Source organism: Candidatus Symbiopectobacterium endolongispinus (assembly GCF_018777385.1).
GTDB classification, from domain to species: Bacteria; Pseudomonadota; Gammaproteobacteria; order Enterobacterales; family Enterobacteriaceae; genus Symbiopectobacterium; species Symbiopectobacterium endolongispinus.
The window spans coordinates 129193-155881 of the sequence record NZ_JAFJYB010000003.1 but is presented as its reverse complement, the minus strand read 5'-3'; the positions used below and the strand labels follow the sequence as shown (position 1 = coordinate 155881).

At 51.9% G+C, this 26689-nt stretch carries 18 protein-coding genes, 1 other RNA gene and 10 pseudogenes; 12 read left to right on the top strand and 17 right to left on the bottom strand.

Annotated features, from left to right (window positions below):
- Positions 1 to 125 precede the first annotated feature (125 nt).
- A pseudogene (locus JZM30_RS12295) lies at positions 126 to 477 on the bottom strand (DUF454 family protein).
- Positions 478 to 644: 167 nt separating this feature from the next.
- On the opposite strand from JZM30_RS12295, the gene priC reads away from it, so the two are divergent.
- Together priC and rsmS are read left to right on the top strand one after the other, a co-directional pair.
- Complete coding sequence (priC, locus tag JZM30_RS12290) at positions 645 to 1184, top strand: primosomal replication protein PriC (RefSeq protein ID WP_252318990.1); 540 nt, start codon at positions 645 to 647, stop codon at positions 1182 to 1184.
- A gap of 22 nt (positions 1185 to 1206) precedes the next feature.
- Positions 1207 to 1347, top strand: a pseudogene (gene rsmS, locus JZM30_RS12285) (pleiotropic regulatory protein RsmS); the annotation flags it as partial.
- Positions 1348 to 1758: 411 nt separating this feature from the next.
- On the opposite strand, the gene JZM30_RS12280 reads toward rsmS, so the two are convergent.
- The 5 genes and pseudogenes from JZM30_RS12280 to acrR all read right to left on the bottom strand — a co-directional run bounded on the left by JZM30_RS12280 (position 1759) and on the right by acrR (position 5705).
- Positions 1759 to 2733, bottom strand: a complete 975-nt coding sequence (locus JZM30_RS12280) for a mechanosensitive ion channel domain-containing protein (RefSeq protein WP_252318989.1) — start codon at positions 2731 to 2733, stop codon at positions 1759 to 1761.
- A complete protein-coding gene (locus tag JZM30_RS12275; protein WP_252318988.1) occupies positions 2633 to 3856 on the bottom strand; it encodes a hypothetical protein in 1224 nt (407 codons plus the stop codon). The genes JZM30_RS12280 and JZM30_RS12275 overlap by 101 nt, the downstream gene beginning before the upstream one ends.
- A 132-nt stretch (positions 3857 to 3988) precedes the next feature.
- Complete coding sequence (locus tag JZM30_RS12270) at positions 3989 to 4150, bottom strand: hypothetical protein (protein WP_252318986.1); 162 nt, start codon at positions 4148 to 4150, stop codon at positions 3989 to 3991.
- 27 nt (positions 4151 to 4177) lie between these two features.
- A pseudogene (locus JZM30_RS12265) lies at positions 4178 to 4941 on the bottom strand (hypothetical protein).
- A gap of 126 nt (positions 4942 to 5067) precedes the next feature.
- Positions 5068 to 5705: pseudogene (acrR, locus tag JZM30_RS12260) on the bottom strand (multidrug efflux transporter transcriptional repressor AcrR).
- Between the two features lie 97 nt (positions 5706 to 5802).
- On the opposite strand from acrR, the gene JZM30_RS12255 reads away from it, so the two are divergent.
- The 6 genes and pseudogenes from JZM30_RS12255 to JZM30_RS12230 all read left to right on the top strand — a co-directional run bounded on the left by JZM30_RS12255 (position 5803) and on the right by JZM30_RS12230 (position 11791).
- Positions 5803 to 6996: an efflux RND transporter periplasmic adaptor subunit gene (locus tag JZM30_RS12255; protein WP_252318984.1), complete on the top strand. Its 1194-nt coding sequence runs from the start codon at positions 5803 to 5805 to the stop codon at positions 6994 to 6996.
- A 16-nt stretch (positions 6997 to 7012) separates the two neighbouring features.
- A pseudogene (locus tag JZM30_RS12250) lies at positions 7013 to 10117 on the top strand (efflux RND transporter permease subunit).
- A 163-nt stretch (positions 10118 to 10280) separates the two neighbouring features.
- Positions 10281 to 10529, top strand: a complete 249-nt coding sequence (locus JZM30_RS12245; RefSeq protein WP_252319657.1) for a type B 50S ribosomal protein L31 — start codon at positions 10281 to 10283, stop codon at positions 10527 to 10529.
- Between the two features lie 30 nt (positions 10530 to 10559).
- Positions 10560 to 10700: a type B 50S ribosomal protein L36 gene (ykgO, locus tag JZM30_RS12240; RefSeq protein ID WP_252318983.1), complete on the top strand. Its 141-nt coding sequence runs from the start codon at positions 10560 to 10562 to the stop codon at positions 10698 to 10700.
- Positions 10701 to 11156: 456 nt separating this feature from the next.
- Entirely contained in the window at positions 11157 to 11525 is a 369-nt protein-coding gene (gene tomB, locus JZM30_RS12235; RefSeq protein WP_252319656.1) for an Hha toxicity modulator TomB, read from the top strand.
- A gap of 62 nt (positions 11526 to 11587) precedes the next feature.
- Positions 11588 to 11791: an HHA domain-containing protein gene (locus tag JZM30_RS12230; RefSeq protein WP_195315224.1), complete on the top strand. Its 204-nt coding sequence runs from the start codon at positions 11588 to 11590 to the stop codon at positions 11789 to 11791.
- Between the two features lie 539 nt (positions 11792 to 12330).
- On the opposite strand, the gene ffs is transcribed toward JZM30_RS12230, so the two are convergent.
- An RNA gene (gene ffs / locus JZM30_RS12225) (signal recognition particle sRNA small type) lies at positions 12331 to 12427 on the bottom strand.
- 198 nt (positions 12428 to 12625) lie between these two features.
- Here ffs and JZM30_RS12220 point away from each other — a divergent pair.
- Positions 12626 to 12943, top strand: coding sequence for an MGMT family protein (locus JZM30_RS12220; protein ID WP_252318978.1), 318 nt, complete (start codon positions 12626 to 12628; stop codon positions 12941 to 12943).
- A 13-nt stretch (positions 12944 to 12956) separates the two neighbouring features.
- Here JZM30_RS12220 and JZM30_RS12215 read toward each other — a convergent pair whose 3' ends face one another.
- Positions 12957 to 13463 carry a YbaY family lipoprotein gene (locus JZM30_RS12215; RefSeq protein WP_252318977.1) on the bottom strand — a complete coding sequence of 169 codons (507 nt, stop codon included), beginning with the start codon at positions 13461 to 13463 and terminating at the stop codon, positions 12957 to 12959.
- Positions 13464 to 13707: 244 nt separating this feature from the next.
- Here JZM30_RS12215 and tesB point away from each other — a divergent pair.
- Positions 13708 to 14574 (top strand): annotated as a pseudogene (gene tesB, locus JZM30_RS12210) (acyl-CoA thioesterase II).
- Positions 14575 to 14803: 229 nt separating this feature from the next.
- Here the strand turns inward: tesB and amtB are convergent.
- The 5 genes and pseudogenes from amtB to JZM30_RS12185 all read right to left on the bottom strand — a co-directional run bounded on the left by amtB (position 14804) and on the right by JZM30_RS12185 (position 20927).
- Positions 14804 to 16096 (bottom strand): annotated as a pseudogene (amtB, locus tag JZM30_RS12205) (ammonium transporter AmtB).
- Between the two features lie 32 nt (positions 16097 to 16128).
- Entirely contained in the window at positions 16129 to 16467 is a 339-nt protein-coding gene (glnK, locus tag JZM30_RS12200; protein WP_252318976.1) for a P-II family nitrogen regulator, read from the bottom strand.
- A gap of 300 nt (positions 16468 to 16767) precedes the next feature.
- Entirely contained in the window at positions 16768 to 18531 is a 1764-nt protein-coding gene (locus JZM30_RS12195; protein ID WP_252318975.1) for a SmdB family multidrug efflux ABC transporter permease/ATP-binding protein, read from the bottom strand.
- Positions 18524 to 20293 carry a SmdA family multidrug ABC transporter permease/ATP-binding protein gene (locus JZM30_RS12190; RefSeq protein ID WP_252318974.1) on the bottom strand — a complete coding sequence of 590 codons (1770 nt, stop codon included), beginning with the start codon at positions 20291 to 20293 and terminating at the stop codon, positions 18524 to 18526. Before JZM30_RS12190 ends, JZM30_RS12195 begins: the two co-directional genes overlap by 8 nt.
- A gap of 174 nt (positions 20294 to 20467) precedes the next feature.
- A pseudogene (locus JZM30_RS12185) lies at positions 20468 to 20927 on the bottom strand (Lrp/AsnC family transcriptional regulator).
- 289 nt (positions 20928 to 21216) lie between these two features.
- Here JZM30_RS12185 and JZM30_RS12180 point away from each other — a divergent pair.
- Positions 21217 to 22291, top strand: a pseudogene (locus tag JZM30_RS12180) (PLP-dependent cysteine synthase family protein).
- Between the two features lie 95 nt (positions 22292 to 22386).
- A pseudogene (gene queC / locus JZM30_RS12175) lies at positions 22387 to 23083 on the top strand (7-cyano-7-deazaguanine synthase QueC).
- A 49-nt stretch (positions 23084 to 23132) separates the two neighbouring features.
- On the opposite strand, the gene JZM30_RS12170 reads toward queC, so the two are convergent.
- The 4 genes from JZM30_RS12170 to hupB all read right to left on the bottom strand — a co-directional run bounded on the left by JZM30_RS12170 (position 23133) and on the right by hupB (position 26646).
- Positions 23133 to 23561 carry an acyl-CoA thioesterase gene (locus tag JZM30_RS12170; protein ID WP_252319655.1) on the bottom strand — a complete coding sequence of 143 codons (429 nt, stop codon included), beginning with the start codon at positions 23559 to 23561 and terminating at the stop codon, positions 23133 to 23135.
- A 139-nt stretch (positions 23562 to 23700) separates the two neighbouring features.
- Entirely contained in the window at positions 23701 to 23886 is a 186-nt protein-coding gene (locus tag JZM30_RS12165) for a ComEA family DNA-binding protein (protein WP_252318973.1), read from the bottom strand.
- Positions 23887 to 24178: 292 nt separating this feature from the next.
- A complete protein-coding gene (ppiD, locus tag JZM30_RS12160; RefSeq protein ID WP_252318971.1) occupies positions 24179 to 26083 on the bottom strand; it encodes a peptidylprolyl isomerase in 1905 nt (634 codons plus the stop codon).
- A 290-nt stretch (positions 26084 to 26373) separates the two neighbouring features.
- On the bottom strand, positions 26374 to 26646 hold the full coding sequence (gene hupB / locus JZM30_RS12155) for a nucleoid-associated protein HU-beta (RefSeq protein ID WP_195315237.1): 273 nt from the start codon (positions 26644 to 26646) through the stop codon (positions 26374 to 26376).
- Positions 26647 to 26689 lie beyond the last annotated feature (43 nt).

Below are 26689 nucleotides of genomic sequence, written 5' to 3'. Positions count from 1 at the left end.
TTACCCATGACCGCTGCTGCTCCTTTCCGCTCATCGATACTGAGAGATAACCGAAGGCAAACGACACACGAAAACGCTCAAATCTAGTCAAACTGACGATCAAATGCAACAGCCTGCGATGGGTTTTATTGTCGCGGATCAACAACTGGCAGGCGCAACATAAAGGTTAGCAAAGACCGCCATTATCGTTAACAGCAGCACTCTGACCCATACCATGTCCACCAGCCACAGCGAAATGGCGAAGGTCAGCACGATCATCACCACCGCTTTGCCTTTTGCTCCCGGCGGCAATGCCCGATGATCCTGCCAGTGCCGCAAATAGGGGCCAAACCAGGAACGGTAGAGCAGCCAGGCATGAAAACGCGGTGAGGAACGGGCAAAGCACCATGTAGCCAGCAGCAAGAACGGGGTAGTCGGCAACAGCGGCAACACAACGCCTAACGTCGCCAAAACAACCGCTAACCAACCCAATACGATACATCACTGCTCATCCTCTTCACGTTACGCGCTAGCACTCTAACATCCCGCCCTTCCCTGACGTTAGTTAAGATGCGCTCATCTTTCTTCCCTACGCGCAAAAGGCTTGTGCCTGCTGACAATCCCGTGCAAGCTTGGCTTTATCATTTCATTATGTGGGTCAATCCGTGAACTGCCACCATTTTCTTCAGGCGTTGGGACATCAACTTGTCCTGTTGGCTCAGGCGGTCGCTCCGCTGGCATACAGGCCGTTGGCCTATTCCCGTTTTGATCGCCAACTGTTTCAATCACATGGCACGCGTTTGCGCGATTATCTGAATGAAGTTGAGAAAAATTTTCAGTCATTGCGCCATCTGGTAGCAGAAAGCCGTACCGAACGAGTCGCGTTCATGACGGAAAAATTGGTCGCGCAGATCGGCGCACTACAACGGGAACTCTCCACACAGGCACTACGCCGTCAGGAGGAGAAGACGCCAGTCGCCATTGCCAGCGATCTGTATCAAAAGCTGGCAGAGCACCAGGACTATGAACGACGCCTGAATTTGATGATTCAGGATCGGGAAAGCCAACTAGACAGAGCGGCAACGTTGAGCGCGCAGCAACAGTTGCAACGTGAGATAGCCGCGCTCGAAGGCCGGTTAGCACGGTGTCGTCAGGCGCTGGCGCGTTTAGAGCGTCAGGTGGAAAGGCGTGAACAAGGGCTGTAACCGCAACCAAAGGACCTAACGCATGTCGCTGGAAAATGCCCCGCCAGAGGTCAAACTGGCAGTCGATCTGATTATGCTGCTGGAAGAGAGCGATATCACGCCCGATGTGGTGCTGGCTGCGTTAGAGATTGTGCGACGTGACTACGAATCCAAGGCAGATGCGGTAACAGGGCCTGTGCCTGACAACGGATGGCCCCGTTTACACCAGTTCACTAGGTTGCGGATAAACAGCGCTACACCCGCCGTCATCCCCTTCCATCACCGTCATTCCCGCGAAGGCGGGAATCTCATACCGAAGAAACGCATTTATTCTCACAGAGATCCCCGGCTTTCGCCGAGGATGACGAGGGGTAAAGTAATTTTGTTATCAGACGGATAACACCGCTTACGCCGCTTCACCTACCGCGTTACCACCCAACGCGCGGTTTATCTCCTGAACTTCGCTGCCCTGTTTGTTATGCAGGTAGACTTCAAGCTGATTAAACGCGATATCAATATTATTTTCCCGACACAGCCTGTCGATACTACGGTTTAACTCATCTACCGTATAGCTGCGATCGCGCAGCTCCCGTACTTAAAGCCGCAGTTCGTGATCCAGCGAGCTGGCACCAAACGCCAGGAAAAACACCTGTGGCTCAGGATCGGTCATCACGCGGCTGTTCTCATGTGCCGCCTGCAACAGCACCGCTTTCACCTTGTCCAGATCGGAGCCGTAGGCCACGCCAATTTTAATCAGCACACGTGTAATGGTGTCCGACAGCGACCAGTTGATCAGCCGCTCGGTCACAAAGGCCTTATTGGGAATAATCACTTCTTTGCAATCGAAATCCGTAATAGTGGTGGCGCGAATGCGAATTTTGCTTACCGAACCGGAGAAGGTGCCAATGGTGATGGTATCGCCAATGCGTACCGGACGTTCGAACAGAATGATCAGGCCGGAAATAAAGTTAGCGAAAATTTCCTGCAAACCAAACCCTAACCCCACCAACAACGCGGTAACCAGCCACTGCAACTTGTCCCATGACACCCCGATAGAACTGAGCGAGGTGGTGGTGGTGCCCACCGCCATGATCAGGTAGCTCAACATGGTGGTAATGGCGTAAGAGGTGCCCTGACGCAACTGCAAACGCGACAATACCAGCACTTCCAGCAAGCCCGGCAAGTTGCGCATTAACACATAGGCCACCACCGCGACGATGATCGACAGCATCAGATTGCACAGCGTCACCGCCTGCAATACGGCATTGCCCGCCACGGTCGCGTTGTAATGCCACAGCGTAATGCTGTCCAGGTAGGACATCACAGTGACCAAATCGGACCAAATCCAGTAGAGCACGCCGGAGAAAATCAGCAACAACACCATGGTGGTCAAACGCAACGATTGCTGACCAATCTGATCCAGCGCCAACGGCGGTTCCGGTGCCGGTTCGCTGCCATCAGCCCCTTCTTTATTCAGGTTCTGACGACGCGCCACTGCACGACGGTATGCCAATCGACGCGCCGCAACGCTCAAACCACGGATAGTGGTCAGATAAACCAGGTTCCACACCAGTAAGTAACAAATACAGACTTTCCCCCCAACGCCCCAGCAGTCGCAGCGTGGTATAGAAGTAGCCGCACACCATCAATCCCAGTAAGACCAACGGAAGGATCGCCATCACGGTAATCACGATCAACCTGATAGTGTATGTCTCTTTTTCCCGCCAACTGTCACGACAGAGCGGGAACACCAGAATGCCCAACAGGATCAGGTTGCAGAAAATCACAATCTGCCCGATCACGTCATCCACCAGATAGAGCGGTGCTTTCTCGCCGATAACCGACCAGAAGATCAACGGCAGCAGCTCTCCACCCAACCGCAGCGCCTGGCGGCGGTAGTGGACTGCCAGTGAAACGCTAAAATTGAAGTGCCGCTCACCGATACCGCCCGGTTTCATCGCCCGATAGAGCAAACCGAACACCAGCCACAGCAGCGCAAACTGCTGACTCATGCCCCACACGGCATCCCCGACAGCGTTTTCGGCATAGTGAAAGCACAGGCCAAACGCGAGGATCAGCATAATCCCCGGCAGCACCATCACGGTTTCCAATAACAAGGCTTGCGGCATGTGGCGCTGCGAATCCCGTTTTAGCTGCCCGACATCATTCGACAAGCGCTCGATATAACCGGCGATAAGACGCCGCCGCCAATAGATCAGCCCGCTCACCAGCAGCATCGGTACAATAAAAATTAGCGTCCGTAACGCTCCCTGACGCCAGTCATCCCACTGGAAAGCCAGATTGGAATGACGCACTTGTTGTTTCAATCCCCCGGGCAACTCTTTCAGCCAGGCCCAATCCATCGGTTTATTACTACTGACCCAGAAAATCTGCTGCGTCAGCGTATGCTGCAATGACGCCGTGACGCTGACCAACTGCTGACGGTTGATTTGCAGGTTAATAGCCAGCATCAGTTGGTTGCCCAGTTGCTTATTAAGCTGGTCGAGCAGTTCACGCCGCGTATGAAGGATCTGGTCCAGCGCATCGTGCACTTCGTCATCCAGTGCAACGCCTTTGTTGGCCGCCATCAATTTGCTGATGTATTCGTCACCACGAAACAGCACATCACGCTGCTGATTGATCTCAAACTGCTCCAGACGCAGATCGGCAATTTGCGTGCTAATGTCGTTCATGGGGGAGGCAGAAGGCAGGTTAAGCTGCTGCTAATACAAGATGCGCGACAGCAACAAACTGCCCTTGAGCACGGTGACCTGCTCTTTAAGGTTACGTTCGGATTGCAGGGTGCGATCGAGCCAGTTCTTCACCTAAATGCTTTCCTGCACCAGAGTATTTCTCGACTGCGTCGCCGCAACCAGGCGCTGGCTGAGTTGGTGGTTGGTTTCCATCTCCGCTTTCACCAGCGGGTTGTCCTGGATGCGCTGCGTGTCTTCCGAGGTTTGCGCCTCTTTGGCGGTTTTCTCCGACAACGTTAGCCGTTTACCGTTGAGTACCCCTTACAACGCCTGCACCATTTTCTCTAACTGATTAATCTGGGCAGAGGCATAGTCGCGCTGCTTCTGTAGCAAATCTTGCAGCGTGGTGTTCACTTCCAGGCTTTTACGCTGTTGCTCCATTTGCACCCCCACCAAGGCCTGCTCGGTTTGCAGCAGCGCTTGCTGGCTGGCGCGCAGCGCATTCTGACTGGCTTCCACGCCGTTAAGCTGGTTGCGAATCTGCTGGCTGCGCTGCGACAGCGCGGTTAATGCGCTTTGTACACGTTCCGGCTGGATTTGCAGAGAGATCAACTGACTGTTGTAAGTCGAGAGGTTTTCCTGCGCCGACTGTAAGTTATCCAGCGATTCATTGAGACGGGTTTCCAATTGGCGCAACGAGAGCGACTCAAGCGACGCAGTGGCAACATCATTATTGCTTAACGTAGCCAGTCGTCTGCCGCCTGACGCAGTTTGGCGGGCGCTTGCGTCGCCTGTTGCTTTAGCTGTGCGGTCTCCTGGCGCACCCGATCAATGACATCCAGATACTCAAGCGTGTGCGTGAGATCCTGCTGCGTCAGCTTATCGGCTTCCGTCAGGCTTTTCTGCTTGCCGAGCGCGCCCAGCCGTCCCTGAATCTCACTGCGCGTGGGAATGTCATTACTGGTCGCAGCCTGTGCAACAGTAGAAAATCCAATGGAAAATAGCACTAAAAGGGCAACGCAGCGGGAAACAATCGATAAAATACGCGGGAAATCAAGGCCGCGAGAGAGGGACTTGCAGTACATGATACGTCGTCATGCATAAAAAGAATGGCGAAGAATATCACGGTTCTGCACGCTAACGCACGGAGCAAACCTGACGAAAAAGTAACGATTCATTATAACGGACAGTGTGTTATAACAGATTGAATCTTACTCGGCGTTTTCTTGTACAGGCGTGGCGAGCGGCAGTCTGAGTGCTGGGCTGAAACGCAGCATATCAATAAAGCTGTCTACCAGGGTTGGCGCCTCCTGATGGATATCAAAGCCTTCAGGCAGAAACAGCCAGTTCTCCAGGATACCGGAGAAATAGGCGCGCAACGTCACGGCGGCAAACCCAGTTGAATACTGTGATTGAGGCTATCCTCAATCTGTTCATAGCAGTAGAAATAGAGCGCCTTGCGTGCGTTATACGACGGTAGCATTTCACCGACAAACTCACACTTATGGAAATTGATCTCCATTATCGAGCGCCACTGGGTGTCGGTCGTCGTCAAACGCAGCATATAGATCAGTAGCTCACGCATTACATGCAGTGGATTATCAGGGAATTTTGCCTGATACTCAGATTCGAAATCGTTGATTTTCGTCTCGGACAACGTCCAGATTGCATCAAACAACTCAGCCTTGTTTTTGAAGTGCCAATAAATCGCGCCGCGCGTGACGCCTGCGGCGGCAGCGATACCCGCCAGCGACGTGGCGGAGACGCCGAACTCGGAGAAGAGGCGTAAGTCCGTATCAATAATGTGTTGTCGTGTTTCCTGGGCCTGCTGTTTGGTTTTTCGTGCCATGGCGCTGTTTTTTAAAGAAAGCGTGATTATCGCAGCAATGGATTTTAGGGCTTGTGATCCATTGGTCAAATTCAAATCGGACACTTGAGGTTTATTTATGAACAAAAACAGAAGACTTATGCCTCTGGCGGCAGTCCTGATGCTTTCTGGCGGCTTAGCGCTCACCGGGTGTGATAATAAAAATGAAGGTCAGCAGCAAGGCGGCCAGCAAGCGCCTGAAGTCGGCATTGTGACCCTCAAAACACAACCGCTGAACGTGATTACCGAACTTCCATGGCGCACTAACGCATTCCGTATTGCCGAGGTTCGGCCTCAGGTGAGCGGTATTATTCAGAAGCGTCACTTCGTCGAAGGGAGCGACGTGAAAGCGGGCACGTCTCTGTACCAGATTGACCCGGCAACCTATCAGGCGGCTTACAACAGCGCGAAAGGCTCGCTGGCGCAAACACAGGCTCAGGCAGAAATCGCTCGCTTGACGGTGAACCGTTACAAACCACTGGTTGGCACCAATTATGTCAGCAAGCAGGATTACGATCAGGCATTGGCAACACAGCGTCAGGCAGAAGCCAGCGTACAAGCTGCACAAGCCTCTGTGGATTCTGCGCTGATCAACCTGAACTACACCAAAGTGCTCTCCCCGATTTCAGGCCTCGTCGGTAAATCGACGGTCACCGAAGGGGCATTGGTGGCTTCCGGTCAGGCGACGGCGTTGACCAGCGTTCAGCAACTCGACCCGATCTATGTGGATGTGACGCAATCCAGTAATGACTATTTGCGACTGAAGCGTGAGCTGGAACAAGGCACGTTGAAACAAGCCGGTGGCAAAGCTACCGTGCGTTTGTTGCTGGATAACGGCACTGAGTATGCACAAAACGGTACGCTGGAATTTTCTGATGTCACGGTAGATGAAACCACGGGGTCTATCACCCTGCGCGCTATCTTCCCGAACCCACAACATGATTTGCTGCCCGGCATGTTTGTACGTGCACGCCTTGATTCAGGTGTGAACAATGACGCGCTGCTGGTGCCGCAACAAGGCGTGACGCGCAATCCGCGCGGTGAAGCCACCGCCATGGTTGTTGGTGAAGGTGACAAGGTTGAAACACGCACGCTCACGACAGCCCAGGCTATCGGCAGCAACTGGCTGGTGACCTCCGGCCTTAAAGCAGGCGATCGTCTTATCGTGACTGGGTTGCAGAAAATCAAACCGGGCGTGCCCGTCAGAGCAAAAGAGACGGCACCTGGGAATGGTGAAGAAAAACCTGCGCAGTCTGAACCCGCGAAGTCTTAACAGGAGCCTGTAATTCATGGCTAAGTTTTTTATTGATCGTCCCATCTTTGCATGGGTACTCGCCATTATGGTGATGCTGGCGGGGGCGTTGGCAATTATCGAGTTGCCTATCGCCCAATATCCGGCCATTGAAATAACGGCGAACTACCCGGGCGCGGATGCTTCTACACTGCAAGACTCCGTGACGCAGGTTATCGAACAGAACATGAACGGTATCGATAACCTGCTCTACATGGCTTCCAGCATTGATTCATCGGGTACAGTTCAGATTACGCTGACGTTTGACTCGAAAGCGGATCCGGACATTATTCAGGTACAGAACAAACTGCAACTGGCAATACCATTGTTGCCGCAGGAAGTGCAGCAACAGGGCGTAAGCGTACAGAAATCGAGCAGCAGCTTCCTGATGGTAGCCGGCTTTATTTCTGAAGACGGTTCACTGACGCAGCAGGATATCGCTGACTATGTGGCGACCAATATCAAAGATCCACTCAGCCGTACCAACGGTGTCGGTGACGTGCAGTTGTTTTATGCCCAATACGCGATGCGTATCTGGTTGGATCCGAACAAGCTCAACAGCTTCCAGATGACCACGGGTGATGTGGTAGCTGCCATCAAAGTGTAGAACAACCAGATTGCCTCTGGACAATTGGGTGGTACACCGCCGCTACCGGGGCAGAAGCTTAATGCTTCTATCATTGCCCAGACACGACTGAAATCTGCCGATGAGTTCTCCAACATTCTGCTGCGCGTCAACGCTGACGGTTCGCAGGTGCGCCTGCGTGATGTCGCTCGCGTAGAGTTGGGTGGTGAAGATTACAGCGTTATTGCGCGTTACAACGGCCAGGCAGCCGCAGGGGTCGGTATCAAACTGGCAACCGGTGCCAATGCGCTGGATACGGCCTCCGCCGTTAAAGCCGAGTTGGGTAAGTTACAGCAGTTCTTCCCGGCTGGATTGAAAGTGGTTTATCCCTACGACACCACGCCATTCGTTAAAATCTCAATTAACGAAGTGGTAAAAACGCTGGCGGAAGCCATCGTGTTGGTGTTCTTGGTGATGTACCTGTTCCTGCAAAACTTCCACGCCACACTGATCCCGACGATCGCGGTGCCGGTGGTGTTGTTAGGCACCTTTGCCATCCTTTCTGCCTTCGGTTACTCGATTAACACCTTAACCATGTTCGCCATGGTACTGGCCATCGGCCTGTTGGTGGATGACGTCGAGTGCGTAATGATGGAAGAAGGGCTACCGCCCAAGGAAGCCACCAAGAAATCGATGTCGCAGATTCAGGGCGCGCTGGTCGGTATTGCACTGGTACTGTCTGCGGTATTTATTCCGATGGCGTTCACGGGCGGTTCTACCGGTGCCATTTACCGTCAGTTCTCCATCACCATTGTGTCCGCGATGGTGCTGTCTGTACTGGTAGCGTTGATTCTGACACCGGCGCTTTGTGCCACCCTGCTCAAACCCATCGCGAAGGGCGACCATCACGAGAAAACGGGTTTCTTCGGTTGGTTCAACAAGCTGTTTGAAAAAAGCACCACCCATTACACCGATAGCGTTGCCAATATTTTGCGCAGTACCGGCCGTTATCTGGTGGTCTACCTGCTGATTGTGGTTGGCCTCGCAGTGCTTTTCATGCGTCTGCCAAGCTCCTTCCTGCCGGAAGAAGACCAGGGCGTACTTTTGACCATGGTGCAACTGCCCGCTGGTGCAACCCAAGAGAGCACCGAGCGCGTGCTTGAGCGTGTGACCAAGCACTACCTGGAGAATGAGAAAGATAACGTTAATTCGGTGTTTACCGTTAACGGTTTCGGTTTCTCCGGTCGTGGGCAGAACGCCGGTCTGGTCTTCGCCAGTCTGAAAGACTGGGGCGAACGTCCCGGAGCAGCAAACAAGGTTGGTGCCATTGCCGGTCTGGCTAATGCTGCCTTCTCGCAAATCAAGGAAGCGATCGTTATCGCCTTTAACGTCCACGCCATCGTTGAGCTGGGTACCGCAACCGGTTTTGACTCCCAGTTGCTGGATCAGGCTAACCTGGGGCACGATAAGCTGACCGCGGCACGTAACCAACTACTGGGGATGGCCGCACAGCGTCCTGATACCGTGGTCGGCGTACGTCCAAACGGCATGGAAGATACCCCGCAGTTCCGTATCGATATCGACCAGGAAAAGGCTCAGGCGCTGTGTGTATCCCTGTCGGATATTAACGCCACTCTGGCAATCGCGCTGGGCGGCAGCTACGTCAATGACTTTATTGACCGTGGGCGTGTGAAAAAAGTGTATGTGCGGGCTGATGTGCCGTTCCGTATGCACCAAGCTATATTGAGCGCTGGTATGTTCGTGGCAGCAACAACCAGATGCTGCCGTTCTCTTACTTCTCACAAAGCCACTGGACGCATGGTTCACCACGTCTGGAACGCTATAACGGGCAACCGTCCATGCAGATTCAGGGGGAAGCAACCCCAGGTAAGAGTACCGGTGAAGCGATGGCCCTGATGGAAGAGTTCGCCAAACAGTTGCCGGAAGGTATTGGTTACGACTGGACCGGGATGTCTTATAAGGAACGTCTGTCAGGTAACCAGGCACCGGCCCTGTATGCCATTTCGCTGATTGTGGTGTTCCTGTGTCTGGCCGCACTGTACGAGAGTTGGTCTATCCCCTTCTCCGTCATGCTGGTGGTGCCGCTCGGGATCATTGGTGCTCTGCTGGCCGCCACCATGCGTGGATTGGAGAACGACGTCTACTTCAAGGTAGAACTATTGACCACCATTGGGCTATCGGCGAAGAACGCTATTCTTATCGTTGAATTCGCCAAAGACCTCATGGAGAAAGAAGGCAAAAGCTTGGTGGGGGCGACGCTTGATGCAGTACGTATGCGCCTGCGCCCCATCCTGATGACCTCGTTAGCCTTTATCCTCGGCGTAGTGCCGTTAGTAATCAGTTCCGGGGCCGGTTCCGGCGCACAGAACGCTGTAGGTACTGTCATAATGGGCAGGATGATTACCGCAACGGTGCTGGCGATCTTCTTTGTTCCTGTCTTCTTTAGTGGTGGTACGCCGCCGCTTTAGCAAGAAAAATGAAGATATTGAACACAGCCATATCGTTGAAAAACCGTAACTGAGTTATTCCCCAAAGGCCGCGCAAGCGGCCTTTTTTTGCTTACCTGTTTTAACCATCGCTCTGCTCTCACTCCGTCCCCCCCTTCAGACACAAGAGGGTTGATCTTGTGTCTGAAGAAGCTCACAATTGGTTACATTATAGCATAACAAAGAGGGTTTTAATGAAAGCAAATATCCACCCGCACTACCGTACTGTAGCCTTTCACGATACCAGTGCTGATGAGTATTTTATGGTTGGCTCAACCATCCAGACAGACTGCACCATCGAGCGGGACGGCGTAACCTGTCCCTATGTCACGATTGATGTATCGTCAGCATCACATCCTTATTACACCTGGAAACAAAAAGAGTATGCCAAAGAAGGCAGCACGGCACGCTTTAACAAGCGTTTTGGCCATTTTTTAAAATAGCGAAATATGTAATTTTCAGCGGGAGAAAGTATGCAGGTTCTCAGTTCATTACGTTCGGCAAAAACACGCCATAAAGATTGTAAGGTTGTTCGTCGGCACGGGCTGGTTTATGTTATTTGTAAGACAAATCCACGTTTTAAGGCCGTGCAGGGCAGAAAGAAAAAACGCTGATAATGACAGCAGCACACCGTTCAAGTCCTAGACCTGTCCATGGCTTTTTATTAAATATCAATATGTTAATAAAGCCCATTCCCAAGCGATCACACAATTAATTTCCTTTCTGCGCGTGATGATATTGCCACCAAGTAACCTTTATAATATAATTCTCGCTCTAATTTGTAAGATAATTTAATAAAGTAATATTATGAAACACAGTATCAATTATTATATATATCGGCTATACCGATCGTCTATCTGGTTAAATAGGGTCAAAAACCTTACTTATTTTTTGCGATAATCTGTGATTCTTTTGCTATAGTTAGCGTATGGGTGATGCGGTATGTCGTGTAATCCGCACTCTCCATCAGGATAAATGCGAGCTTATTTCATCACTTAACCCAAGGAGTCACCAACTGTTGTCAGGGTTTTCTATTACGTTCCATCAAACAGCATGACGGAGTGAACGATATGGATGAGTACTCACCGAAACATTATGATATTGCCCAACTCCGATTCTTGTGTGAAAATCTCTGTGACGAAAGCATCGCCACATTGGGGGATAGCAGTCATGGCTGGGTCAATGATCCAACATCTGCGATCAATCTCCAATTAAATGAATTGATTGAGCATATAGCTACATTTATTCTGACATTTAAAATAAAATACCCCGATGAAGACGAGCTTTCAAAAAGGGTCGAGCAGTATTTAGATGACACCTATGCTTTGTTCAGTAACTATGGAATTAATGGTGCCGAACTGCAACGCTGGCAACGATCTAAAGCCACGTTATTAGGGATGTTCTCACAGGAGAACGTATGTTCATCTGCTAAATCTTAAGCAATAGATGCTTTTATATTAATTAACCACCAGGTGCTGGTATTGTTTTGATAAAGGTCGCCATGAAAAAAATTGATTATTTGATGCGTTTACGCAAGTGTACAACGATTGACACGCTTGAACGCGTTATCGAGAAGAACAAGTATGAGTTGTCCAGCGATGAGCTGGAAATGTTTTATTCCGCCGCCGATCATCGTTTAGCTGAGCTAACGATGAACAAGCTTTACGATAAGGTCCCTACCGCCGTTTGGAAATACGTACGTTAAATCATTGTGCTTATACCTTGAATAATTCGATTTTCGGCCAGGCAGCAAGCGATAAAATCCTGATGAACATACTCAAGTGAGCGATTCGGGCAAGTGTGTGCAGTCAGCACAGAAGCAAATTGAAGTATCACAGGTATATACCTAAATGATTTAGGGTGAATATCTTACGCCAGCCTCATCGCTGGCGTTTTACTCTCTCCAAGCCATTTGCTTACGTAAATATCACTATTGTAAATCACATGCATTGATCTCTATATAGGTTTCTTTTATTGCCTTTTTTTGGTGCAATTCTATTTTACTACCATGAAATCCTTCTACTTATCCCAAAGTAACAATATCTTGTCGCACTTACCGCCATCATGTTTTTGAGATAAAGACCAACAAAGTACGCTTATCTACGTGCGCTTTAATACCAATAGAGCACCCCATCAGCAATGGAATATCATCAATAAACGAATTCAATACGCAGAACAGAATGAAGGGATTAAGAATAAAAAAGCGCGGAAAATAAAAAAGGCAGTGAATATAAAGGGTGGAGGCCCTGCCAGCTACATCCCGGCACACACGTCTCCTGCTGCGGCTGCTTCCTTCCGGACCTGACCGAGTCCACAGGGTAATGTTGCGGGAGAACCGACAGGGCCTCCATTGATTCGTTGACTCTGCGTGGTACAGAGCGTGGGCATTATCGGGTATGCGCACCTCAATTGCAAGTTGACCGCAGCCGACCGTTGTTTTCTTATTCGATTTCAGTTTCTCGACCGGCGAAACACACGTTTGCAAGCCCTTGCACCTGTGCCACTATGTTGATTCGTCGTAATATTCACAGGAGTAGCGATGGAGCAGGATAACTTTCGCCAGCGCGTTTTTCATATCGTAGCAGCCATCCCCTGGGGCAAGGTTACCACCTACGGGGAGGTGGCCCGCCTAGCGGGTTCCGCACGCGCTGCCCGCCAGGTCGGCGGCGTATTAAAAAAGCTGCCCGAAGGCAGCTCGCTTCCCTGGCATCGGGTAATAAATCGTCATGGTGAAATTTCGCAGACTGGCCCAGATTACATTCGCCAACGCGAAGCGCTCAGGGCCGAAGGGATAACCTTTACGCGTCATGGCAAGATCAATCTCACTCGCTATGGCTATCAGGGCGAAACGCCCTGATAGCCATAAGGTGTTATCCCTCAGTGTTTAACGGTGTATGGGCGCTGTGGGTCAATAAGCCGCCCTGCGAGTGCGTTGACAGTGCCACTGACTCCACCGGAATCAACAGCAGATCCGCACGCGTCACACCGTTGGTGATCACAGCTGGAATGTCCTGCGTTGCCATCACCACGCGGTTATCAATGGTCACCGCTGCGCTAAGCAGAATACGCGCATTCAGCTGTACGTCGGCAGGGTTATAAGGCAAGGAGAAGATAAACGGAGCCTGTTTCCCGTCCGTCCACGCCACTTTTTGTGCCAGCACGCGCGACGGTGCGTCCGACACGCTGGCATCAGAAACGGTAACCGTTAAGGCTGCATTGGGCGGCAGCGCGATGCGCTGATGCAGATTAATGGTACCGCTGACCGCAGGCATGGCAAGCTGGATTGTGCAGCGGTCGGAGAATCGGTGACCGTTGTCGCTGCTGCTGCCGCGCCAGTCAACACGACAGATAACGTGATACCACCTAAGATATGCCATAATTTCATTGGCGAGTCTCCTTTCGTTATTGTCTGCAATGACGTCAGGCATTAGCTGCAATGCACAACAGAAACGTTTTGCGCTGCATGCATACACTGACGCGATAATGAAAGTATGACCCACATTAGCCATTTGGCAGCGTTCAACATTCTGAATTTATCATTTTTCGAAAATGCCGATGCTGAAGCTTGATGACTTACCGTTATACGTTAACAACACTTATTTCCGCCAAGGGAGAGCAAACATGAGCCATGCACTACAGCATCTTCTCGAATTGCTGAAGTTGGAAAAGATTGAGGGGGGACTCTTCCGGGGACAAAGCGAAGATTTAGGGCTACGCCAGGTGTTCGGCGGGCAGGGGGTCGGTCAGGCACTGTATGCGGCCAAACAGACCGTCGAAGCGGGTCTAGGGTTGCACTCGTTCCACAGCTACTTTTTATTGCCGGGAGACAGCCGAAAACCAATTGTCTACGATGTGCAGAACCTGCGCGATGGCAACAGTTTTATCGCGCGACGTGTCAGCGCCATCCAAAACGGTAAGCCTATCTTTTTTATGACCGCCTCTTTTCAACGCCAGGAGAGCGGCTTTGAACATCAAAACACCATGCCTGAAGTCCCTGGGCCCGAATCCTTGCCTTCAGAACAAGAGATTGCACAGAGCATGGTACATTTACTGCCTGAACAGTTTCGTGACAAATTTCTGCAACAGCGCGCCATCGAAATGCGTCCGGTAAAATTTCATAACCCACTCAAAGGCCACTTGGATGAACCCGCGCGCCACGTATGGTGCAAAGCCAATGGCACCATGCCCGATGACGAGCGCATTCATAAATACCTACTGGGTTACACATCGGACTGCAATTTCCTGCTCACCGCATTGAAACCGCACGGCGTCGGATTCCTTTAGCCGGGTATGCAAGTCGCAACCATTGACCACTCGATGTGGTTCCACCGCCCTTTCCGCCTTGATTACTGGCTGCTCTACACCGTGGAAAGCACATCAGCTTCAGGTGCCCGTGGCTTCGTTCGTGGACAGTTCTACACCCGGGACGGGATTCTGGTGGCCTCAACGGTACAAGAAGGGGCCATGCGGCGGCATGATGCGTCTTAAAAAAGAGTGACTTGCTCACTATCCTCAGTCCTAAGCAAAAAAACGCGGGCCAAAGTCCGCGCCAGACGTGATAACAAAGTCACTTTGCCCCTCGTCATCCTCGGCGAAAGCCGGGGATCTTTATAAGAATAAACGCATTTAGCGGGTACAAGATTCCCGCTTTCGCGGGAATGACGGTGTGAGTAGGACAACGCGGGCCTTGGCCCGCGTTTTATATATCGTTTAGAAATTACTGGTTGTAAGCGTTTTCGCCGTGGCTGTTAACATCCAGGCCTTCACGCTCTTGTTCTTCCGGCATACGCAGGCCAACGGCCAGGTCTGCGACTTTGAATGCGATGAAGGCAGCAACACCGGACCAGATGAACGCGACGATTACGCTGAACAGCTGTACCCAAACCTGATGCGCCATGGTAACGCCTTCCGCGTAGCCCGTGCCGCCCAGAGATGCAGGGGTGAATACCCCCCGTCAGGATACAACCAACGATACCGCACACGCCGTGCACACCGAACACGTCACACGGGTCATCCACGCGCAGTCATCTTTTCAGTACCGTTACGCCCCACAGGCCAACGAAACCACCGACCAGACCAATGATCAGCGCACCACTCACACCCACGGTTCCCGCTGCTGGCGTGATAGCAACCAGGCCTGCGATACAACCAGAACAAGCACCCAGCAGAGAAGGTTTACTACGCGCCATCCACTCACCGATAACCCACGCCAGAATTGCACCAGCGGTTGCGACTACGGTGTTCAGGAATGCCAGACCGGCAATTTCGTTCACAGCAGCGGCAAAGCCTGCGTTGAAGCCGAACCAACCGATATATAGGATAGCCGTGCCGGTAAACACCATCGGCAGGTTATGCGGTTTGAAGGCTTCTTTACCGAAACCGGCACGTTTGCCCAGCAGATAAGCACCGGTCAACCCCGCAACAGCGGCATTGATGTGCGCCACGGTACCACCTGCAAAGTCCAGCGCGCCATCAGCCGCCAGGAAACCGCCGCCCCAGACCATGTGCGTCAACGGCAGGTAAGAGAACGTCAGCCAGATAGCGGCAAAAATCAGCACCGCAGAGAAACGGATACGTTCAGCAATCGCACCCTCCACCAGCGCGACAGTAATGCACGCGAAGGAAGCCTGGAAAGCGACGTGAATCAGTTGATAAATCGTACCTGATTGTGATGTCAGCTCAATGCCTTTAAGCATGAACATATCCAGGCCGCCAAAGAAGGCATTACCGGTTGCAAAAGCCATGCTGTAGCCGTAGATAACCAACAGCACACACACCATTGCGAACGTTACGGTAACCTGCGCCAGCATGGAGAGCACGTTTTTAGAACGAATCAGGCCGCCGTAGAGCAGCACAATGCCGGGCAGCGTCTGAACAGTACCAGCGCGGTACAAATCATCATAAAAGCGTTGTCCGCTTTATCGATTGCTGGTGTATCAGCGGCCATTGCCAGCGACGGAAGTAACACTGCGGCGGCAAGGCCTAATAATGAAGAGACACGTATTTTCATTTTCATCCATCCCAATTTTTCGTCAGCGAGCATTACAGTGCGGCGTCGTCAGTTTCGCCCGTACGAATACGGATAACGCGTTGCAGTTCAGCAACAAAAATCTTACCGTCGCCAATTTTACCAGTGTAAGCCGCTTTACTAATCACATCAACGACTTCATCAACCTGATCGTCAGCGATAGCAATATCAATTTTCACTTTCGGCAAAAAATTGACACTATATTCAGCACCGCGATACAGCTCGGCATGGCCTTTCTGGCGTCCAAATCCCTTCACCTCAGTGACAGTGAGACCCTGGATGCTGACAGAATATAAGGCTTCACGCACATCTTCCAGCTTGAATGGTTTTATCACCACAGTAACCAGTTTCATTATCTTCCCCTTACCAATTAAGTTCAGACTTACGCCCGCCACCATTTCGAATAACCTTCACGACTGGGATAAAGCAAAGGCTGTGCCATAAATGAAAGGAACCGATAATTGCACAGGGAAATAATGTGGAACCTGCCAGGAGAAGTAAAGGAAAGGATAAAGATGTGATGTTGCGCACACGCAATGCATCAATTTGGTGCATTGCGCGTAATTGCGGTGCATAGGCCGGAAAAATGAAAATCATCTGCCTGTTGATGGTGCGCGGATAAAAATCCAGCGCAACAGGCAGTGTGCCTGTGTTCAGATGGCAGAAATGGGTTCATCCTCGCTGGCAGCCAGTTGCAGTTGATACATCTGGTAGTAACACCCGCGACGTTGCAATAATTGCTCGTGCGTCCCCTGCTCCACCGTTTCACCATGATGTAGCACCAATATGTTATCAGCCTCGACCACAGTGGAAAGACGGTGCGCAATCACCACCAACGTAGTGTGGCGACGGATAAGACGCAATGCGCGCTGAACCGCTTGCTCGGTACCGGAATCAATGTTGGCCGTCGCCTCGTCGAGAATCAGTATTTTGGGCGGTTTCACCAGCACACGGGCCAGGGAAAGAAGCTGCTTCTGTCCCACAGAAAGCGTATTGCCTTGCTCGCCAATGGTGCTATGTATGCCTTCGGGCAGTGCCGTTGCCAGCGCAGTGAGTTGTACAATCTCCAGCACGCACCACACTTCATCTTCAGGAATATCACGCCCCAGCGTAACGTTGGCATAAAGTGAATCCGCCAGTACCATGGGGTCTTGTTGCACCATTGCGACATTTTGTCGTAATGCCTGATGGGATAGCGACGTCAGCGGACGGTCATCCAACCGAATCATCCCTTCATCCGGCTGATAATACCCCATCAGCAAACTCGCTAACGTACTCTTGCCGCTGCCGGTGTGCCCCACGAGCGCCACAAAGCCGCGCGCCGGCACCTGAACGCTGATATGGTTCAGGACGCGCTGATTATCCCGATAGGCAAAAGAAACGTTGTCCATCTCGATGCTGCCCGCCGCTAACGGACGTGAATCATCGCCGTAGGACTGCTGCACCGCATCCATCAGTTCAAAGATACGCTCACCGGCCACCACCGCCTGCTGCAACATGGACTGCTGGGTGGTCAGCGCAATCAGCGGCTCGTTAAGAAGCCCCAGATAGCTGATAAAGACATAGAGCACGCCAACGCCTACCGTTCCCACCGAACTAAAACCAAACTGAATCAACAGCCCACACAGCACCATAGCGGAAAACAGGCTCAATAGCGGACGCAGCAGCACGCCATCCAGACGCAGCGTCTGCATCCGCGCCTGAAAATGCGCACGGCTTGAAGCACCCAGTTTCTCACCAAACCGCGACTGTTGGCGAAATTGCTGGATCACGGACATCCCCGAGATCGCTTCATTAAAACCATCGTTAATATCTGCCAGATAACGGCGCAGACGCCGCACAATCGGCGTACTGAAATGCTGATAGATCGCCATCACAATAGCCACTGCGGGGAAGATCATAACGGCAATCAGCGCCATGTGCCAATCGAGTGTTAACATGGCTACCAGCATGGCACCGATCAGCGCCGTGCTGCGCAGCACGGTGGAAACCACGGTGACATACAGATCGCGCACCACCTCGGTATCGTTGGTAACACGGGAAATCAGTTGTCCCACCGGCTGCGTATCAAAGGTACTCAGCGGTTGACGCAACGCAGCATCCATCACATCAATACGCAATTGTTGCACCACCCCTACCGCAACGCGGTTGAACAACAGCGATTGCACGTAATGCAATAGTGCGGCGGACAATTGCAGCAGGATATAAACCGCCGCCAAGCCCCCTGCCAGAGCCAGAGGAACATTGCCTTTTGCCACCAGGTTATCGATGAAATAGCTTACCAGTGCGGGCCCAGCCACCTCGGCAGCGGCCGCCATCCAGAACATCACCACGCCCAACATCAGGGATTTCCGCCAGGGGGAACCATACGCCAATAGCCGCTTTAACGTCGGCCATAACCGCTTTGCGTTAGTCAATTGTCATATCTCCCTTGACCGGCTCTTCATCCAGCGCCGCCTCTAACTGCTGATAGCGAAACATGTCGCGATACCATCCGACTTGCGACGCTAATGCGCCGTGGCTACCGCGCTGCGCCACGCCACCCTGCTGTAAAACCAGAATTTCGTCGGCTTCAGTGAGGGCCGAAAGCCGGTGCGCGCTGATAATCAGGGTGCGTTTCTCTCCCCAACGTTTCAGGTTTTGCAAAATATGGTGCTCAGTGCGCCCATCAACCGCCGAGAGCGCATAATCAAGAACCAATATCTCCGCGTCCAACAGCAGCGCGCGCGCAATGGCAATACGCTGTTTTTGTCCACCGGAGAGCATCACGCCGCGTTCCCCCACTTGGGTTTCATAACTTTGTGGTAAGCGCGTAATGTCGTCATGGACGCTGGCCAGACGCGCAGCATGTTGAATCTGCGCCAGCGTGGCGCTGGGGTTCCCGAGTGCAATATTGTTCGCCACGGTGTCGGAGAATAAAAAGGGCGTTTGCCAGACCACCGCAAAACGTTGGCGAAGGCTATCCAGATTCAGCGTCGCAAGCGGAAGCCCATGAAAGCGAATCTCGCCGTCATCGAGATCGTAATGGCGCAGGATCAAGGCCAACAGCGTGCTTTTACCGGAACCGGTGGGGCCACACAGTCCCAGCATGTTGCCCGGTGCAAGCGAGAACGCCACCCGGTCAAGTACCGGACGCGATTGTTGCGGATAAGCAAAGGCGCGAATATCAACATCAAGGCTACCGCGGCCCTGAGGCAGAAATGCATCGCCGTCTGCCACCACCGGTACTTCATTCAACAGTTGGCGAATACGCCCATAAGCCGCACTCCCGCGCTCCACGATGTTGAACATCCATGCCAGCGCCAGCATCGGCCAAATCATCAGGCCCAGATACATCACGAAACTGGTCAGTTGCCCTAACGTCAACGTCCCCTGAATAATCATCCAACTGCCGCCGCCAACGGCAAGCAAATGCGAGAAACCGACAGCGATATAAATCGTCGGTTCGAAACGCGCATCTACCCGGGCCACGTGCATGTTTTTTTGCCCCGCATCCTCAGCCACTGCCGCAAACCGGTTCGACTGATAATCCTCCAACCCAAAGGCCTTAATCATGCGAATGCTGGTCAGGCTTTCTTGCGCCTGATCGTTAAGCGAAGAGAATGCCGCCTGTGCACCCTTAAAACGCTGATGCAACTGCGTACCATAGTGTTTGATCACCAACGCCATGATGGGCATCGGCAACAGCGCCAACAGCGTAAGCTGCCAACTGATTTGGGTACTCATCACCACCAACAACGCATATCCCATTACCATGGAATCCACTAGCGTCAACACGCCTTCACCAGCAGCAAACACCACACGATCGACATCGTTGGTTGCTCGGGCAATCAGATCGCCGGTGCGATGGCGCAGATAAAAGGCAGGATGCTGGCGGCTCAACTGGCGGTAGAAATCGTCGCGCAACTCCACAGCCAACTGGTATGAAGCACCAAACAAAAAGATACGCCACACATAGCGCAACAGATACACCATAACCGCGATCAGCAGCATCACGCCGATCCATTTCATCACCGTCGCCGCGGGCATCACGTCGCGCGTAACACCATCCACAATCACCCCAACCAGCTTGGGTGGTAGCAGTTGCAGGATGGCGATAATAATAAGAAGAACCACGGCCCCGAGGTATCGCCGCCATTCTCGACGAAAATACCAGGCCAATTGAGCAAAAAGTCGCACGCTGTTGTTATTCCATTTTTCAGAAAGGGCTGCGAAACATCACAGGGCCATTATACAGAAAGCTTATGCGCGTCATCATTTATACCCGAAATAATTCGGGTTGCAGGACAAAACCTTAACGTTTTGAACAGCGCTTGCGCTGGCCCGAAAGCAGAATCTCAGAGAGGAGATCCATCATGGCACGATCGGGAGTGCGGTGGTGTGCTTTATCCGCTCCATGGCAAAGCTGGAGGTCACATCAATCAGGCCAGGAATGCCGCTTACCAGACGTTTGTAAAAATTATCATAGCTTTTCATGTCGGCGACCTACCTGCATCAGGTAATCGTACTCTCCCGCCATGCGATAAAATGACAATACTTCGGGCATATCCGACACCACCTGGGAAAAATTTTAATACCAGGCACTGTTGTGTTGCTGCGTTTTTAATAACACAAAAGCCGTCAACCCAAGCCCCAGACGTTCGTTATCCAGCGGCGCAACGCGAGCACGGATGTAGCCCTCTTCTTCCAGACGTTTTAGACGTTTCCAGCAGGGAGTCGATGTCAAATGCACTGCATCGGCCAGCGTTTGCAACAACAAGGTGCAGTCGTGTTGCAACAGGTTAAGCAGCGCACGATCGATTTTATCCAGCATAGCGGCATTCCATAATCATTTTTCCCCTATTTCACGCGCAACAGAATGAAAAGGCAACCAAAGTGCGGAAAAACCCGCTGATTTTCCTTTTATCATCCTTCGCCAGAGCCATAAAACAGACTAATTTCCATAAAAACCCAATATGGGAGAAAATAAACCCCCAATAAAGAAATTAAAAAGAAAAAAACACCCTTTCAACCATTAATTGAAGTTAAAAAAACAATCCTTTTTTCCGCAAAACCAGATAGGCTATCCCTATAAATGCAAAACAGGTAAAGAGAGCAATATCATGACAACGGCATGGGTGAAACAGGCCATTAGCGCTATAGAAGCGGATTTTCAGCGTTCAGCCGATACCCATCTGATTCGCCTGACGTTACCGCACTATCCAGGGATTTACTTCTATCTCAAAGATGAAAGCACGCACCCAAGCGGCAGCCTGAAACATCGTCTGGCACGATCGCTGTTTCTTTATGGCTTGTGCAACGGCTGGATTTAAGGAAGGCACCCTCATTATTGAAGCGTCTTCCGGCAGCACCGCCATCTCGTAAGCCTATTTTGCTCGTCTGTTAGGCCTGCCTTTTATTGCCGTTATGCCCAGTTGTACAGCCAAGCGCAAAGTGGAACAGATTGCCTTCTACGGTAGACACTGCCACTTCGTTGAGCAATCCAGCTAGATCTATGCGGCATCGGAACAACTGGCTCGTGAACTGAACGGACACTATATGGATCAGTTTACCTACGCCGAACGCGCTACCGATTGGCGCGGCAATAACAATATTGCTGACAGTATTTTCCGCCAGATGGCGCGTGAACCCTATCCGGTTCCCGATTACATAGTGATGAGTGCGGGTACTGGCGGCACTTCTACCACTTTAGGTCGCTATATTCGCTATCAGGGTATCGACTCACAGTTGATGGTGGTCGATCCGCAGAACTCGGTGTTTTTTGATTACTATCATCAACGCGACCGCACCCTGACGGGACACTGTGGCAGTAAAATTGAGGGAATTGGTCGCCCACGCGCAGAACCCTCTTTTATTCCTGATGTGATCGACAGCATGATGCAGGTACCGGATGCAGCCAGCATTGCCACACTGTATTGGCTGGAGAGTATTCTGGGACGCAAGGTCGGCGCATCCACTGGCACTAACGTCTGGGGCATGTTGCAACTGGCTAATCAGATGCGTACGCAGGGTAAACAAGGGGCGATTGTCACCTTGCTGTGTGACAGCGGGGAGCGCTATCTGGATACCTATTACAATGCCGAATGGGTAGCGCAAAACATCGGCGATATCAGCCCGTATCTGGCGCAACTCAACGCGGGGCAATCACAGGATCAACTAGAGCTGATTTTGGCCTGATACCGAGTTAACGCTGAAAACGAAGCGTTTTTGCTATAGCATGTATCTCTTATGTTACACTGGACATATCGCCCTTGAGCATCAAAGGTAGAGCAATGACAAAACGCGCGGTTGTCGTTTTCAGCGGCGGGCAGGATTCCACCACCTGTCTGATTCAGGAACTCAGCCTGTATGATGAAGTGCACTGTGTCACATTCGACTACGGTCAACGCCATCGGGCGGAAATCGATATTGCGTGCGCTTGCAAACCAATTGGGTGCCAAAGCACACAAAGTGCTGGATGTCGGTTTACTCAATGAATTGGCTGTCAGTAGCCTGACGCGCGACAATATTGCCGTACCCGATTACGACGCCTCTGCGTCCGGTATTCCGAGCACGTTCGTGCCCGGACGCAATATTCTGTTTCTTACGCTGGCAGCCATTTATGCCTATCAAGTCGGCGCTGAAGCGGTGATCACTGGCGTCTGTGAGACCGACTTTTCGGGCTACCTTGACTGCCGCGATGAGTTTGTCAAAGCCCTGAATCACGCTATCGTGCTCGGCATCGCCCGTGATATTCAGTTTATTACACCGCTCATGTGGCTCAACAAGGCGGAAACCTGGGCGTTAGCTGACCATTACCACCATCTTGATACGGTACGCAGCCAAACGCTGACCTGCTACAACGGGATTCAGGGCGACGGTTGCGGCCACTGTGCCGCATGTCATTTGCGTGCAAATGGCTTAACGCAGTATCAGCAGGATCGGGTCGGAGTGATGGCATCAATGAAACGTAAAACCGGTTTGCAATAAGGTCAACCGAATAGCGGGGTGAGTAGGCTCGCCTCTCCCCCCGCATTCACTAGGCTAGCGGTGAATCATCGTATGATGGTGGCTGCATAAACGCCTGCAAATGCAACAACAGCTCACCCTCTAGCGGCAATGCCTTTTGCGTCGTCAGATCGATACATACAAAGGTTAAGGTAGCATCGGCCACCGCAGCCTCATCCGTAGTACGCACCATCTTTTGGCTAATCACCCCACTTTTGGCATTCAGGTGCAACAACGCACTTTCGATACGTAACACGTCCCCTAATACCGCCGGGGTACGATAATTGATGTTGATATTGACCACGATAAACGCAATGCCGTGCTGTTGCATCCACTGGAAAGCGGGCAAATTCTCCAGCCATTGCCAACGCGCCTCCTCCATAAACTCCAGATAGCGGGCGTTATTGACATGCTGATAGACATCGATATGAAAGCCACGAACGGTAATGAAGGTATGCACCACGTAATGACTCCTAAACAGATTAACGCCACAAACTGGTTGGACCTGATTCTAAGGTTAGCAGAAAATAACGGCAGTGAATAACCTCATTGTCGCGCAGGTATCGCCCCAGAGAGCAGGATTAGAACGCATCGGACGCTTACAGCGCGAGGCGTGCTCGATTATTATCAATCAGCGTCGGCCCGATGCCAGGCACCTCCTGCAACTGTGCAATGTCGGTAAAAGGACCATTCTCATCGCGATATTGAACTATCGCCTCCGCTCTGCGCGCGCCTATCCCTTGTAGCTGGGTCAATTGCTGTACGGTTGCCGTATTGATATTCACCGTTTCCTGTGCCGAATCCGTTGCCTGTGACGGCGGCTATGAGGCACCACCGTTTGTTGCCACCTCTCACGTTTGCGCCAGCGTCCCTGCGGTGAAAGTGGATAAGCCCAGGGCCAGACACAAACACAGCGCAGACATTCCTTTCCTTTTCATACGGTATCTCCCTATTGATTAATTGGCAGGTATAGGGTGCCGAAATAAGGGAGATCGTACAAACCACAGTGTTGAAATGTGGAAAAGGCCGCGAAAGCGGCCTTTTGTTATTACAGCGGATTACAAATTAATGCATAGCTTATTGAGGTTGCTGCTCCTGAGCGGCGGCACCTAATTTGATGGTCGCTTCGGTGCGCAAGCTGGAAACCAAAGTATCAAACAGCGTTGTTACCGCACTCTGCTCAACCTGGCTGGTAAACTGTGCTTTCTGCTCATCAGTGATAGCGTGTGGTTTCACGCTATCCAGCGCAACAAGCACCACATTGCCCTCCTGATCGCGCGCAACACCGTAGCTTACCTTGTCCTGTTGCGGCACAGGCAGGGCAAACACGCTTTCTGCCAATACATTGCCCTGAGAAACCGAGGAGAGCGTATCTGGCGCGCCAAAGCTGAGGTTGGCCGCTTTCAGCGAGTCATCTTTACCTTGTTTCAGGTCAACCAGGATTTTTTCAGCCTGTAGGTTAGCTTGCTGCTGCGCTTTCTGCACTTTCAGCACCTGTACAATCTCATCACGCACCTGATCCAGAGGGCGCGGCGTTTCTGCACGGTGATCGGTGATACGCAGCACGATCGCACGATCGCCATCGACGCCGACGCCGACGCCGACGCCGATCACATCGGATTTGCTGCCCGGTGCACCGTTATCGCCTAACAGGGTACCACCTAAAATAACCTGCGTCACCTGCGGGAAGTTCAGTTCAGCAGGCACTTGATCGTGACTAAACCAGGCCGTCTCAATGGATTTTTGACCCGCTACTTCTTCGGCTGATGCTAACGACTCATTGTCGTTGCTTGCCGCTTCGCTGACTTTACGTTGCAGGGCAAAGAATTCATCCAGCGCTTTTTCGCGTTTTGCTCTGACAGCGATGTCATCACGCACCGCGCTCAACGGTTTAACCTGCGCGGCCTGAATGTCATCCAGACGTACAATCAGATAACCCACAGAGGATTTTACCGGCTCGGAGAGTTGGCCTTTTTCGGTCAAATTTGCCTGCTGCAATTCATCGACCGTGGCATTGGCATCCATCCAGCCCAGATCGCCACCGTTACGGCGCGATACCACATCCTGCGATTTTTCTTTTGCCAGCGCGGCAAAATCGGCACCGTTTTTCAGTTCATCCAACACGGCACGGGCGTCCGCCTCGGTTTTGAGCTGAATCACGCTAAAGCGCTTGCGCTCAGGTTGGGTAAACTCTTGCTTATTCTTCTCGTAAAACGCCGCGATATCAGCATCAGTGATTTTCACACTGTCCATAACGCGTGCGGCATCCAGCAGCAGATAGCTGACTTTGAAGGCTTCCGGGTCGATAAAACGGCCTTTGTTGCTGTCGTAATAGCCCTTGACCTCTTCATCCGTCACGTTCAGCGTTTTGGCAATCGCCGCCACGTCAATCGTTGCCGTTCTCACCACACGATCCTGAGCGGCCTGCGCCACCAGACTGTCGATCTCTTTTGGCAGCGAGAATTGCGTCGCGCCCAGCCCCTGAATCAGTTGCTGTGTGGCCAGTTGCTTACGCAGCAACTCCGCATAGCGATCCGGTGTCAGACCCAAACGACGTACCTGATCCAGGTACTTTTCGTTATCGAACTGGTTGTTGGTATGGAACGCGGGAACAGCGAATATAGCCTGTTTGATCTGTGCATCGCTGATGTTAAGCTCAAGCTTACGGGCGTATTGGTCAATCAGCTCCTCATCGATCAGCTGCGAGAGCACCTGCTGACGCATCTGCTGCATATAGCCGTCATTGCCTGCCAGCACGGAAAAGTTTTCTCCCAACTGTTCCTGCATGCGGCTACGCTCGTTTTGCACCGCTTGTTCAAACTGCGCGCGACCGATTTCCTGCCCGTTGACTTTGGCGGCGTAATCTTTAGAGCCGCCGATAAGGTAATCACCCACGCCCGTCAATACGAAGGAGGCGACGATCAAGCCCAGAATAATTTTCAGCACGACATTATTAGCGGCCGCGCGTAAATTGTCCATCATAATGTGACAACACTCCGCTGTAGTATGGATAACACGCCCTGCGTTGGCTAAAACCACGCTTCCCTGCACGTCTGGCAAACCGTAAGCCAGAACATGAACTGCCAGAGAGGGGAGCGGGAAAGACGTTACGCCGCAACGCGACGCCCCGCAGGGTGATGGGCAGTGTTCGCCCGTCATAAAAAAGGCACATCATAAAATGATGCGCCCCTTATCTTACCTTACCGACACCGTGGCGTCAGGTAATGTTTGGTAACGTACTCGGATTACAGCACAAACCTGTGACGAGATAATCAGTTAACGGCGTCTTTCAGCGATTTACCGGCACGGAAGCCCGGTACTTTTGCTGCTGGAATGCTGATTTCCTTGCCCGTTTGCGGATTGCGCCCAGTGCGAGCTGCACGCTCACGCACGGAGAACGTTCCAAATCCTACCAGTGCAACGTCATCCCCTGCTTTCAGAGAATCGGTAACAGAACCAATAATTGCATCTAACACACGCCCTGCTGCCGCTTTGGAAATATCAGCATCTGCGGCAATTTTGTCGATCAATTGTGACTTGTTCACTCTCTCATCCCCTCTGAAATCCTGTTGTCACGCTGAATATCCC